The organism is Eoetvoesiella sp. (genome assembly GCF_035555955.1).
Taxonomy (GTDB): Bacteria; Pseudomonadota; Gammaproteobacteria; order Burkholderiales; family Burkholderiaceae_B; genus Eoetvoesia.
In genome coordinates this window covers 49053-62468 of sequence record NZ_DATMGA010000066.1, presented here as the reverse complement: position 1 = coordinate 62468, position 13416 = coordinate 49053, and the positions used below count along the sequence as shown (strand labels likewise).

General features: G+C 61.5%; 10 protein-coding genes and 1 tRNA gene. 6 read left to right on the top strand and 5 right to left on the bottom strand.

Annotated features, from left to right (window positions below; genetic code table 11):
* Positions 1-8 precede the first annotated feature (8 nt).
* Positions 9-1943: a threonine--tRNA ligase gene (gene thrS / locus VNT00_RS15230; protein WP_325588975.1), complete on the bottom strand. Its 1935-nt coding sequence runs from the start codon at positions 1941-1943 to the stop codon at positions 9-11.
* Positions 1944-2264: 321 nt separating this feature from the next.
* Between thrS and VNT00_RS15225 the strand changes: the two genes are divergently transcribed.
* Genes VNT00_RS15225 through VNT00_RS15210 form a run of 4 tightly spaced genes read left to right on the top strand, consistent with a single transcriptional unit; the run spans position 2265 to position 6626 of the window.
* Complete coding sequence (locus tag VNT00_RS15225) at positions 2265-3389, top strand: ABC transporter ATP-binding protein (RefSeq protein ID WP_325588973.1); 1125 nt, start codon at positions 2265-2267, stop codon at positions 3387-3389.
* The gene (locus tag VNT00_RS15220; protein WP_325588971.1) at positions 3386-4453 is read left to right on the top strand and encodes an ABC transporter substrate-binding protein; all 1068 of its coding nucleotides are present in this window, start codon (positions 3386-3388) and stop codon (positions 4451-4453) included. Before VNT00_RS15225 ends, VNT00_RS15220 begins: the two co-directional genes overlap by 4 nt.
* A gap of 31 nt (positions 4454-4484) precedes the next feature.
* The gene (locus tag VNT00_RS15215; protein WP_325588969.1) at positions 4485-5774 is read left to right on the top strand and encodes an ABC transporter permease; all 1290 of its coding nucleotides are present in this window, start codon (positions 4485-4487) and stop codon (positions 5772-5774) included.
* A gap of 3 nt (positions 5775-5777) precedes the next feature.
* A complete protein-coding gene (locus VNT00_RS15210) occupies positions 5778-6626 on the top strand; it encodes an ABC transporter permease (protein ID WP_325588967.1) in 849 nt (282 codons plus the stop codon).
* 21 nt (positions 6627-6647) lie between these two features.
* Here the strand turns inward: VNT00_RS15210 and VNT00_RS15205 are convergent, their stop codons facing one another.
* Both VNT00_RS15205 and VNT00_RS15200 read right to left on the bottom strand, forming a co-directional pair.
* Positions 6648-8390 (bottom strand): multicopper oxidase family protein, encoded by a 1743-nt coding sequence (locus VNT00_RS15205; protein ID WP_325588965.1) that lies wholly within the window; start codon positions 8388-8390, stop codon positions 6648-6650.
* Positions 8391-8403: 13 nt separating this feature from the next.
* Positions 8404-9489: an RCC1 domain-containing protein gene (locus VNT00_RS15200; protein WP_325588963.1), complete on the bottom strand. Its 1086-nt coding sequence runs from the start codon at positions 9487-9489 to the stop codon at positions 8404-8406.
* A gap of 174 nt (positions 9490-9663) precedes the next feature.
* Between VNT00_RS15200 and VNT00_RS15195 the strand changes: the two genes are divergently transcribed.
* Together VNT00_RS15195 and VNT00_RS15190 are read left to right on the top strand one after the other, a co-directional pair.
* A tRNA-Val gene (locus tag VNT00_RS15195) sits at positions 9664-9740 on the top strand.
* Between the two features lie 177 nt (positions 9741-9917).
* Positions 9918-11858 carry a bifunctional metallophosphatase/5'-nucleotidase gene (locus VNT00_RS15190; RefSeq protein ID WP_325588961.1) on the top strand — a complete coding sequence of 647 codons (1941 nt, stop codon included), beginning with the start codon at positions 9918-9920 and terminating at the stop codon, positions 11856-11858.
* Here the strand turns inward: VNT00_RS15190 and VNT00_RS15185 are convergent.
* The gene (locus VNT00_RS15185) at positions 11848-12531 is read right to left on the bottom strand and encodes a phosphoribosylanthranilate isomerase (RefSeq protein ID WP_325588960.1); all 684 of its coding nucleotides are present in this window, start codon (positions 12529-12531) and stop codon (positions 11848-11850) included. The two genes, VNT00_RS15190 and VNT00_RS15185, sit on opposite strands and share 11 nt — an antisense overlap.
* Before the next feature lie 36 nt (positions 12532-12567).
* Positions 12568-13413, bottom strand: a complete 846-nt coding sequence (truA, locus tag VNT00_RS15180) for a tRNA pseudouridine(38-40) synthase TruA (RefSeq protein WP_325588958.1) — start codon at positions 13411-13413, stop codon at positions 12568-12570.
* Positions 13414-13416: the final 3 nt, after the last annotated feature.

Genomic DNA, 13416 nt, shown 5'->3' with positions numbered 1-13416 from the left:
AATGGTGGTCAGGTTTGCCCGACGTCGAGGCGGACCTCGATTTCATGTTGCAAGCGCGCGGAGAAATCGGCCAAAGGCATGCTGCCAAGATCGACCCCGCGACTGCGCACCGCCACGGTTCCGGCTTCGCGCTCTTTTTCGCCAACCACCAGAATGTACGGCACTTTTTGCATACTATGCTCTCTGATTTTACGGGTGATTTTTTCCCCACGCAAATCAGCGCTTACTCTGAAGCCTTGTTTTTTAAGGGTTTGGGCGATTTCGCCGGCATAATCGGCAAAATGTTCTGAAATACAACAGACGACCGCATGCTGGGGCGACAGCCAGGGCGGCATGGCGCCCGCGTGGTTTTCGATGAGCATGCCGATGAAGCGCTCGAACGAACCCAGTATGGCCCGGTGCAGCATGACCGGCGTCTGGCGCTGGTCGGCGGCGTCGACGAACTCGGCGCCCAGGCGGGCCGGCATGGAAAAGTCGACCTGGATGGTGCCGCACTGCCAATGGCGGCCGATGGCGTCCTTGAGCGTGTACTCGATCTTGGGACCGTAGAAGGCGCCCTCGCCGGGCGACACCTCGTACTCGCAGCCGGTGCGGTCGAGGCTTTCCATGAGGGCCTGCTCGGCCTTGTCCCAGACCTCGTCTGCGCCGATGCGCTTGTCGGGCCGGGTCGCCACCTTGTACAAAATATGGGTAAAGCCGAAGTCGGCATAGACCTTTTGCAGCAAGGCGGTAAAGGCCGAGCACTCGTCCTGCAACTGGTCTTCGGTGCAGAAAATATGGCCGTCGTCCTGCGTGAAGCCGCGCACGCGCATCATGCCGTGCAGCGACCCGGACGGCTCGTTGCGGTGGCATTGGCCGAATTCGCCGTAGCGTATGGGCAGCTCGCGGTACGAATGCAGGCCGGCGTTGAAGATCTGCACATGACCTGGGCAGTTCATGGGCTTGAGCCCGTAGACGCGGTTCTCGGACTCGGTGGTGAACATGTTCTCGGCGTAGTTGTCCCAATGGCCGGTTTTCTTCCACAAGGAAAGGTCGAGGATTTGCGGGGCCTTGACCTCTTGGTAGCCGTTGTCGACATATACCGCCCGCATGTACTGCTCGACCTGCTGCCAGATCGTCCAGCCCTTGGGATGCCAGAAAATGAGCCCGGGCGCCTCGTCCTGGAAATGAAACAGGTCGAGGTCGCGGCCCAGCTTGCGGTGGTCGCGTTTCTCGGCCTCTTCGAGCATGGTGAGATAGGCGGCCTGCTCTTCCTTGGTGGCCCAGGCCGTGCCGTAAATGCGCTGCAGCATTTCGTTCTTGCTGTCGCCGCGCCAATAGGCGCCGGCCACCTTCATCAGCTTGAAGACCTTGAGCTTGCCGGTTGAGGGCACATGGGGGCCGCGGCACAAGTCGACGAAATCGCCCTCGCGGTAAAGGCTGATGGTCTGGTTCTCGGGAATGGAGGCGATGATTTCCGCCTTGTATTTTTCGCCGATGCCATTGAAATACTCGACCGCATCGTCGCGCTTCCATTCTTCGCGCGTGACGATTTCGTCTTTCTTGGCCAGTTCGGCCATTTTCTTTTCGATGGCGGCCAGGTCTTCGGGCGTGAACGGACGCTTGTAGGAAAAGTCGTAGTAGAACCCGTTGTCGATGACGGGCCCTATGGTTACCTGCGCCTCGGGAAACAGGGACTTCACGGCGTAGGCCAGCAAGTGAGCCGTGGAATGGCGGATCAGGTCGAGCCCATCGGGGTCTTTGGCGGTAATGATGGCCAGCGAGGCGTCGCGGTCGATGACGAAGCTGGTATCGACCAGCCGGGGCTCCGCCCCACCGAAGCCCACGCGGCCCGCCAGCGCCGCGCGCCCCAGCCCTGTGCCGATGGAATACGCCACATCGTTGATGGATACAGGGCCTGGAAAATCGCGCTGCGAACCATCGGGCAGGGTAACTTGAACCATTAGATAACCTTACGTAAACAAAAAAACGCGGCATCTGCCGCGTTTTGGGATTTTCTGGTGCTTAAAGCATGAAATGCACGAAACGAACACACGCGGGCCGACAAATTAGTGGGCTGCCGTCAAAGTTCGCGCAAAAGCCGTTTTCATGAAAAGCGTAACCAAAGTAAAAAGAAGATAAAGTGTATCACCGAGCGCAGCCGCAAACAAGTACCGGCCAAGGGCTAACCCCAAACGACGCGAAGGTTTCCAAATGTTATCCTTCCATGCTAAGTTTGCGGTTCTACAGGCCCGCCGCTGCGCCAAGACAATACGGAACAACCGATGCCCGAGACAAACGAGGGTGAATTTCTCAAGTTCGCCAACGTCAGGAAAACCTACGACCAAAAAACGCTGGTAGTCAAAGACTTCAATCTGCATATCAAGCAGGGGGAGTTCGTTACATTACTCGGGCCATCGGGCTCGGGCAAGACCACGGTATTGATGATGCTGGCCGGGTTCGAAAACGTCACCAGCGGCGCCATCACCGTCAATGGCCTGCCCATTACCAAAACCGCGCCGCACAAGCGCAATATCGGCATGGTCTTCCAGAACTATGCCCTCTTCCCGCACATGACAGTGGCCGAGAACCTGTCCTACCCCTTGAAGGTGCGCAGCATGCTCGGCGCGCAAATCAAGGATCGCGTCGCGCATTACCTGAAGCTCATCGAATTGGAACAATTCGGCAGCCGCTACCCCGGGCAGCTCTCGGGCGGCCAGCGCCAGCGGGTGGCGCTGGCCAGGGCGCTGATTTTCGAGCCCACCCTGGTGCTCATGGACGAGCCGCTGGGCGCCCTGGACAAAAAGCTGCGCGAGCAGATGCAGCTCGAGATCACCCGGCTGCACAAGCAACTGGGATTCACGGTCATATACGTGACGCACGACCAGGTCGAAGCCCTCACGATGTCCAGCCGCATCGCCGTGTTCAACGAGGGCGTGGTGCAGCAATACGCCACGCCCGACGAACTGTACGAACGGCCCGCCAATGCCTTCGTCGCCAACTTCATCGGCGAAAACAACCTTATCCCCGCCCGCTCGCCGGCCATTGAAAACAATACCGTAACCGCCGCCCTGGAAGGCGGCTCGGTCATCCGCGCAAGCAACGGAAACTGCGATACGGCGGATAGCGAGTGCATTGTGTCGATCCGTCCGGAAAAACTCATCATCCAGACCAACGGCCTGAAGCTGGACAACCAGGTCGACGCCCGGTTCCTGGCCCGGCATTACGTGGGCGACTTCATCCGCTATTACTTTGCGCTGCCCAACGGCAGCCACATCGCCGTCAAGACGCTGAACGATAAAAACGCGCCCGACTTCACCGAGGGGCAATCCACAGTCCTGGGCTGGGCGGCCAAAGACTGTTTTGCATTCAAGAGCAACACCAAATCGATACCAGGAGAGCAAGCATGAAAAGATTCAGGAATTCATCGTTGGGCCTTGCCGTAGTGCTGGGCCTTACGCTTGGGGGAGTATCGCAGGCCAAGGACGAACTGACCGTCGTCTCGTTCGGTGGGGCCTATGGGGCCACGCAAAAAAAGCATCAAATCGATCCCTATGTTGCGAAAACCGGAAAAAAAATCCTGTTTGAAAACTACACGGGCGGCGTGGCGGAACTGAAGGCCCAGGTTCAGTCCGGCAACATCCAATGGGACGTGGTCGACGTGGAAACCATCGATCTGGAGCGCGCCTGCTCCGAAGGCCTGCTCGAAGCCATACCCCGCAACATCCTGCTGCCCGGGGCCGACGGCACCCCGGCCGAGAAGGACTTCATTCCCGAAGCCCTGGAAAACGAATGCGGCGTGGGCGAAATCGTCTACAGCACCATCTATGCCTACAACAACAAAGCGTTCCCCGGAGCAAAACCGACCACGCTGAACGATCTGTTCGATCTTAAAAAATTCCCCGGCAAGCGCGCGCTGCGCAAGCGCGCCCAATTCAATATGGAGTGGGCGCTGCTGGCCGACGGCGTCAAGCCCGAAGACGTCTACAAGGTCCTGAAAACGCCCGAGGGGCAAGCACGCGCATTCGCCAAGCTGGACACCATCAAGAAAGACGTCGTCTGGTTCGACAGCTGGTCGCAAGCGCCCCAGTTGCTCAACGACGGCGGCGCCGTCATGGTTCAATCGGCCAATGGCCGCATCTTCAATGCCATCAAGCACGAAGGCAAGCCCTTTACCATCGTCTGGGACGGCAATATGTACGACCTGGGGGCCTGGAGCATCGTCAAGGGCACGCCCAAGCTCAAGCAGGCGCTGGAGTTCGTCTCGTTCGCCACCAGCACCAAGGCATTGGCCGGCTTCCAGGACGTGGCCTACGGCCCTCCCCGCAAATCCTCCATGGCCCTGGTCGACAAGGACATCATCGCCGACCTGCCGACCTCGCATCTCAAGGAAGGCCGGCGCGTCGACAGCGTATTCTGGGCCGACTACGGCGAATCGCTGGGCGAGAAATTCAACGAATGGCTGCTCAAGTGACAAAAACCGGTAAAGCATGACGGACGCCCGCATGAACAGCCTCCCGATGCCGGCCCACCTCGAGGGCGCCGCGCCCCGCAAGGAGGCCGGCGCCGTGCTCACCCGCGAAGAACTGCGGGCCGAGCGCCTGGAACTGCGCCGCCGCAAACGCGTAGCGCTGCTGCTGGTGGGGCCTTTGCTGGTGTTCGTCTTCTTTGCCTTCGTCGCGCCGATTGCCTCGATGCTGTATCGCAGCGTCTACAACCCCACTTTGGTCGAACTCATTCCCGACACCATCCACCAACTCGGAAAATGGAACGGCGCCAAACTGCCCGACACCCCGGTCTTCGCGACCATGGCGCGCGAACTGAAGCTGCTGGCCCAGGAACGCAAGGCCGGCATACTGGCGGCAGCCGTGAACCGGGCCTATCCCGGCGCCTCCAGCCTCATCAACGCCACCGCGAGGAAAATGCGGCGCCTCGACGACGGGCAGATCAAAAGCAGCGGCGCCGACGAGCTTCGCAATGCCGATCCGCGCTGGTCGCAATTGGAATTGTGGCAAGCCATCCAGGACATCGGGCATGTATACACCGATACCAACTACCTCACCGCTCTGGACCTCGAACGCAACGCCCAAGGGGAAATCCAGCAGCGAGACTCCACGCGCATCTACCTGCAACTGTACGGCAGGACGCTGGGAATCGCGCTGATCATCACCCTGCTTTGCATCGTGCTGGGCTACCCCCTGGCCTACTATTTATCTCACGCCCCGCGCCGGCTGGCCGGCGCCCTCATGGTACTGGTCCTGCTGCCTTTCTGGACCTCGCTGCTGGTGCGCACCACCGCCTGGATCGCCCTGCTGCAAACCAACGGGGTTCTCAATTCGATCTTCCAGGCGCTGGGGCTGACCGACGCTCCGCTGGAAATGATGTACACCCGGTTCGCCACCGTCGTCGCCATGACCCACATCCTGCTGCCTTTCATGGTGCTGCCGTTGTACAGCGTGATGCGCGGCATCGATCCGAGCTATGTGCGCGCCGCGATATCGCTGGGCAGCCGCCCATGGTCGGCCTTCGTGCGTGTTTTCCTGCCCTTGAGCCTGCCGGGACTCAGCGCGGGTTCGCTGCTCGTGTTCATTATTTCCGTGGGCTACTACATTACGCCCGCCCTGGTGGGCGGAACAAGCGGCCAGATGATCTCGAACCTCATTGCCTTCCATATGCAGCACTCGAACAACTGGGGCCTGGCCGCCGCGCTGGGCACGCTTCTGCTGGTGCTGATCCTCGTGCTGTACTGGGTGTACGACCACCTCGTCGGCGCCCGCAACATAAAGCTGGGCTGAGCCATGAAAACACGCATGGCCTACTATACCTGGCGCCACAAGGCGGGCGCCTACGCCCTGACGCTTTCAGCCTGGGCCGTGCTGTTCTTTCTGATCCTGCCCATCCTGGTCATCGTGCCCCTGTCGTTCAATGCCGATCCCTTCTTCAGTTTCACCAAGGGCATGGTACACCTGGATCCGCAAGCCTACTCCACGCAGTGGTACACGGCCATTTTCCACAGCCAGAAATGGCTGCTGGCCATCCGCAACAGCTTCATCATCGGCATCTGCGCCACCCTGATCGCCACGACGCTCGGCACCCTGGCCGCCGTCGGCCTGGCCAACGACAACATGCCCTGGCGCCGGCCAATAACCGCCCTGCTGCTTTCGCCGATGATCGTGCCCTTGATCATCGTCGCCGCCGGCATGTTCTTTTTTTATTCGCGCTTCGGGCTGGTGGGCTCGTTCGCCGGCATCATCATCGCCCACGCGGCGCTGGGCGTGCCGTTCGTCATCATTACCGTTACCGCGACGCTTGCGGGCTTCGACCGCTCTTTATACCTGGCGGGGCTGAGCATGGGCGCCTCGCCGTTCCGGGTGTTTCGCGAGGTCATCATCCCGCTGATCCGCCCCGGCGTCATCTCGGGCGCCCTGTTCGCGTTCGCCACCTCGTTCGACGAAATCGTGCTCATCCTGTTCCTGGCCGGCCCCGAGCAAGTCACCATTCCGCGCCAGATGTTTTCGGGCCTGCGCGAGCAGATCAACCCCACCATCCTGGCCGTCGCCACGCTGCTGATCCTGGTTTCCATACTATTGCTCGGAACCCTGGAACTGCTGCGCCGCCGCACCGAGCGGATCCGTACGGGGCGCTGACGCGGCCCCGCGGCCCAAAAATCAGGCAACCACCTCGACCAGCTCCATCATGCCCATGTCCTCGTGGTCCAGGGCGTGGCAATGCCAGACAAACTTGCCGGTGAAGTCGGTGAAGCGGCTGCGGAATGTAATGGAGGTGGGCTTGTCCTGCGTACCGTTGGGCGCCAATGGAATGGTGTCGCACCAGTAGGGCTCGACGTCTTCGCCATTCACCTTGACGACATAGCAGTCATTGACATGAATGTGGAACGGATGCGGATAGCCATTCATGTTGTACAGGGTCCACTCCTCCACGGCATTGAGCGCCACGGTCTGCGTTGCGGCCAGCGCCGACTGGAACGGGGCCAGTCTGGTTCCCTCGTTGCCGGTGGAAAACACAAAATTGGTCAGGCCCGAGTTGTCGCTTTCGGGGACGAACCATTCCTCGCCCGCCGGGATGGGCTGCACAAGCAAGGGGTTGTCTTTGTCGAGTATGGCCAGGATGACCGCCCGCGTCTTGCCGCCATGCTCGGCGAGCTCGGCGTCGGTGATGGGCTGGTAGTTGTTGTACAAGGGCAATTGGTGCGGGCTGGGCAGATCCATGTCGACCGGCACGCCCTCGACGACGACGCGCGCCACGATTTCGGGCCCCGTGCTCGATGGCGCCTTGGCGGCGCGCAGGTAGTAGGTGCCAGGGGTTTTGCTGGCCTGCACCAGCATCGAATCGCGATTGCCCGGATACATGGCGCTGCCTGGCCAAAGCCGGCCATCCATTTGCGTGGCGGTATCGGCGTTGATGGGGCGATACTGGCGCGCAAAGACATTTCCGTCGCGGGCGTAGTACCACATGGTATGGCCATCCAGCACCGGATTGAAGGGATAAAAGACATCCGAATTAAGAAAATGCCAGTTCTGGATTTCCCCCGGACGCATGACGATGGTGGGCTGGTATGCGCCATTGAGCACGAAGCCGCTGTTGTTGTCGTCTTCGTATTCGTAAAGGTTGTCGCTGCGCCCTTTGTCGGTAAGATTCAGGCGGTGCACAAAGATGACTCGTTCGCGGATGCCGTCCGGCAGGTCGAAATCGTTGCGCGGGGTAGACACCAGGATGGCACCGAACATGCCGCCCAGCACCTGGGTGGTGGTGGAACCGTGCAGATGCGGGTGATACCAGTAGATGCCGTTGGAATGCTCGGCCGGCAGGTGCAGTTCGTGCTGGCGATCCTCGCCGGGTTTCACGCCGGCGTCGGGGCTGTCGACCATGTAATCGCCATAGACCCCGGGACGGATCTCCTTGGGGTCCACATGCATGCCGTGAAAATGCAGGTTGGTGCTGTTCTGGTAGTTAAGATAGCTTAGCGACGAATATTTGGAATCGTTTCCGGGCAGCCTGTTCTTGAGCTTGATGCGCAAGGTGTCGCCCGCATTCAGGCACAGGGTTGGAGCCAGCTGGCCGTCGTTGTAGCTGCGTAGATAGGCGCTCCGCTGCCGGGATACGCCCGGATAGATATTTTGCGCGCTGGCCGCGTACTGGACGTTTCTGGTGGTGTAAGCCGCCACCAGCTCTATGTCGATGAGGCCGCCGCGGGCATAGATGCGCGAGGCCTCGGGCAAGGTGTCGGCCGTAGCCTGCGAACCGTCGCCGCCGTCGCAGCCCGCCAGGGGCGGCAGTATCAGGCCGGCGGACAGGGCCAGCGACCAGCGCAAGACGTCGCGGCGTTTGGGATCCGAGGGTCCGTCGGCTTCCTGCACCCGCCCATTGCGGTGATGATCGTGTGTCGTCATGCTTGTACCCTCGTCAGGCCAGGTGGATGGAGTTGGGAGCCAGGATGACGGGATCCTGGGCGGCGCGCCCGCAGGCGGCGCTGCGGTTGTCGCCCCAGGCAAAAACCGTCAGGCCGTCGCTGGCCAGCACGTGGCCTGCCCCGGCGGCCAGGTGGGTAACCGGCGGCAGGCCGGCAATTTTTACGGCGCGCGGGGACGAATGCGGCTCCGGCAAGCCCATCTGCCCCAGCCCATTCCAGCCCCAGGCAAAGACTTCGCCCTGCTCGGACAGCGCCACCGTATAAAACTGGCCGCCATCGATGCGGAGCACGGGAAAGCCGGTCTGGATCTTGACCGGGCGAGTGAAATAAGCGCTGTCGGCGCTGCCCGCCTGGCCATGATTGTTGGAGCCCCAGGCCCACAACTGGCCCGCGTTGTCCAAGGCCATGCTGTGCGTATCGCCCGCGGCGATGCTGGCTATGGATTCAGGCAGCTCCACCCTGGCCGGCAGCGCGCGGGACTTGAGCGTTCCGTCACCCAGCTGGCCGGCCTGGTTCGCGCCCCAGCTCCAGACGCCGCCCGACTCATCCAGGGCCAGCGCGTGCGCCGAACCGCAGGCCAGGCTGGCGATGGCTGGCAGGCCGCCCACGGCCGCAGCAGCGTTCTGCGCCGGCTGCGCCGACCGGCCGAGCTGGCCTTGGTGATTGAATCCCCAGGACCAGACATCGCCGTTTTCCAGCAAGGCCAGACTGACGGTTTGCATGGCGGCCAGCTGACGCACCCCTTCGGGAATCGCCTGAACCGTTTGATGGGCTGCCCCGTGATCCGGCGCAATCACCGGCCGGCAGGCCAGCAACGCCCCTGCATCGCACGCGCCCAATATATGGGTGCTGCCGTCGGAGACAAGACGAAAAGGCGCGCCCGGATTGAGCATTTGCGCATAAGGCTGGGCATAGCGGCGATGGCCGATTTCGCTTTTGTCCGTCGTGCATAGCGCGGCGGGAAGCACTTCCTGCAGGCCGGGATAGACGGTTTTGAAAGCCCCCCACCCCCAAGCCGCGCCTACACCGTCGAGGGCGACGGAGCGCTGCGAACCCGCGCTGATCTGAACGATAGCCATGATATGTCTCGTTGTTATTAATTGTTAGATATTCTATCTTGCAACGTCGAGATTCTATGACTATTTTTAAGAACAGGAAAAGATTTTTTGCATGCCGGCCATCGGGCCGGTATGGCGGCAAAAACATGCGCTTTGACAAAGTAAAATCTTCTAGGTTAGAATTTCGTTCTTTCTAGGCGGTTAGCTCAGTTGGTTAGAGCGCTACGTTGACATCGTAGAGGTCGCTGGTTCGAACCCAGTACTGCCTACCAGGATTTCCTTCGCAACGCCCCGCGTTACGGCAAAAAAAGCCGCTTCTCACAGAGAAAGCGGCTTTTTTTATTTGCGTTCCCCCCACCAGGCAAAGCCATTTAGACTACACGCTCGCGCTGTCATCGACACCCGCTTGTTTCCGTGCATTCTCGCCCACCCGCATACGGCCATATTCCATGAGCGCACTTTTGCATCGCTGCCTGATCCTGCCCTTCATCCTGCTTGCCGCCGGCTGCGCGGTGACATCATCGAAAAACACCGGCGCCGTCAACGACCATCCCGCGCCTGCGCTCAGCATCACGCTTTTGCACATCAACGATCACCATTCGCACCTCGACCCGGAAACCCTGCCGCTGCAGCTTGAAACCGCTCCGGGCACGCGAGAGCGCATTCTCGTCTCCATGGGAGGTTTTGCGCGCATGGCCTCGGCCATGAAGGAGCTGGCGGCAAGGGCTCCCAATCCCATCAAGATTCATGCGGGCGACGCGGTTACCGGCGACCTGTACTACAACCTTACGCAGGGCAAGGCCGATGCCGACCTCATGAACGTTGTCTGCTTCGATGCCTTTACACTGGGCAACCACGAATTCGACAACGGCGACGCCGGACTCAAGGTGTTCCTCGACTACCTGCGCCAAGGCTCGTGCAAGACCTGGGTGCTGAGCGCCAACACGCATTTCGGCCCTGATTCGGCGCTGAACCCGGCCCGGGCCCCCGGCATGGTCGAACCCTATGCGGTCCTGGAGCGCGGCGGCTGCGTTTCCTCCAAAAACAATGCCTCTTGTCGCCGAACCTCCTCCGAAAACATGATCGGCCTGATCGGCATCACAGTGGCGGACAAGACGAAAAACTCGTCGCGCCCGGACGCGGGCACGACGTTCAGCGACGAAACGGCAACGGCCCAGTCCGAAATCGACCGCCTGGCCGCCCTGGGAGTCGATCACATCGTCCTGCAAACGCATCAAGGCTATCAGGCGGATCAGGCCATGGCCCGCAAATTGCGGGGGGTGGATGTCATCGTCGGCGGCGACTCCCACACCTTGCTGGGGCCGGCATCCATGAAGCAATACGGGATGACGCCAAGAGGCCCCTACCCCACCATGGCAACGAGCGCCGATGGAAAGCCTGTCTGCATCGTGCAGGCCGGCCAGTACGCCTACGTCCTGGGCGAGCTGCGCGTCGACTTCGACGCCCAAGGCAATGTCCTGAACTGCTCCGGCAGCCCCCATGTACTCATCGGCGACACCTATGCGCGCGCCGACACCTCGCGCGGCACGCTCAAACCCAAAGAGATCGAATCGATCCGCGCCGATATCGCACGCTCGCGCGGCCTGCTGCGCCCCACCGCCGAAGACCCCGAAGCGCTTGCCGTGCTGGCGCCATACAAGGCGCGCAAAGAAGCCTTCGGGTCGTCGGTGGTCGCCACGGCGGCAAACGTGCTGTGCCTGCGCCGGATTCCGGGCGCGGGCAAGAGCCGGTTCCACTCCACCCTGGGCGATCTGTGCAACCGGGATCCCCGTGTTCAAAAGCATGGCGGCGATGTCCAGCAACTGGTCGCCGAGGCTTTCCTGCGCCAAGGACAAAAATACTTCAAGGCCGACCTGTCCATCCAGAACGGCGGAGGTGTGCGCACCGACATCCAGAAGGGACCCGTAACGGTCAAGGACATCTACACAGTCCTGCCCTTCAAGAACACGCTGGTCCAGCTCAAGGCGACCGGCACCGAAATCAAGGCGGCTCTGGAAGACGCCCTGGACGCGGCGCTGGGGCCTGCCGGCAGCACCGGCGCCTATCCCTATTCGGCCGGCCTGCGCTGGACAGTCAGGGCCAACCAGCCCAAGGGGTCGCGCCTGGCCAATCTGGAAATACGGGGCAAGGACGGCAAGTACCGGCCTTTCGACCTGGGTAAAACCTGGAATGTCGCCACTATTTCGTTCCTGGCCGACGGTCATGACCATTACACGGCATTCAAGGCCATTACCGGCCAGCGGCGGGTCGACGTGGGCCTCGACTACGCGCAAACCTTGCTGGACTACCTCGCCGACCTGCCCGGCACGCAAAAAATCCTGCGCCGGCTGCCCACCGGCGACTACAGCACGCAGCAGTTCATCGAGTAGGCGTGAATCGGGACGCGGGACGCGCCGCCCTTTTGACGGCATCCATGAAGGCGTGGATTTTTTCCGGCGACTTGATGCCGCCCGAGACCTCCACGCCGCTGCTCACGTCGACGGCGTAAGGCTGTATTTCCTGGATGGAGCGGCCTACGCTGTCGGCGGCAAGCCCTCCGGCAAGCACCATGGGCCGGCTTTCGAGGTCTTGCGCAATGGCGTGCAGCAAGCCGGTATCGAGCTTCAGGCCGCTGCCCCCATAGCCCGAGCTGTAGCTGTCGAACAGCCATCCCGCCGCGCCGGGAAATTGCCGGCAGGCGGCCAATACCGCCTGCGGCGTTTCCAGGCCCGGTCCGCCCACGCGGAAGGCCTTCCAGTAAGGATGGTCGAACTGCGCGCAATATTCGGGGGTTTCGTCGCCATGGAATTGCAGCACGTCGGGCTTTACATGTGCGATGACGGCGCGAACCTCGTCGGGAGATGCATTGACGAACAAGGCCACCGCGCTGACCAGCGTGGGCACGCAGGCGCGCAAGCCGCGCGCCTGATCCAGCGAGACGAAGCGCGAACTTTTAGGGTAGAAGACAAAGCCTATCGCATCGGCGCCTGCCTGCACCGCGCAATGTATGTCGCCCTCCCGCGTCAGCCCGCAAATTTTTACTCGTGTACGTCCGTGCACCATGAAGCCCTTATTTCAGAATCAAGCTCATTTTACCGATTAACGCCGCCCCGGGAGCATAGGCGGTTCTACCGCTTGCGCTCCTGCCACCCAACCAAGATGCGTGAAGCAGGCCTCGAGTGGATCGGAACCGGGCAAGCCAAAGACGGCGGGATACTCAACCGCCGCCAGGTACAAGCCATGGGGCGCAAATGTCGGGGCGGCCAGACGCCGGTCGCGCTGGGCCAGCAAGGCATCGATCCAGGAAGGCTCCTGGCGGCCCTGGCCTATGTACAGCAAGGCGCCCATGATGTTGCGGATCATGTGATGCAGGAAAGCATTGGCCTTGAAGGTAAAGAAGAAATACTCGCCTTTCTGCTCGATGCTCAGCGCCTGCATCGTCCGGACTGGGCTGGCGGCCTGGCACTGCGACGAGCGAAAGCTGCTGAAATCGTGTTCGCCGACAAGCCTGGCGCCCGCCTGCTGCATCGGAGCAAGCTCGAGGTCATGGTAGACCCAGCCCACTCGCCTGTCCACCAGGGGCGAACGCACCCGCGCATTGCGCACCACGTACACATAGCTGCGGGACAGCGCCGAGAAGCGCGCATGAAAATCGTCGGAAACGGATCGCATCCATTGCACGGCAATGCTGTCGGGCAGCAAGGCGTTCAGGCCCCGCACCCAGGACTCGGGCCTGCGCAGCGCAGCGGTGTCGAGGTGAACCACCTGGCCCAGCGCATGCACGCCGGTGTCGGTGCGCCCCGCGCAAATCGTTGCGGCGGGCTGCGCCACGAAGCGGCTCAAGGCCGCTTCCAGGGTGTCCTGCACTGAGATTCCGTGGGGCTGCGTCTGCCAGCCCTGCCAGGCCGAACCATCGTAAGCAACCCCCAACGCCACTCGAGGCATGGC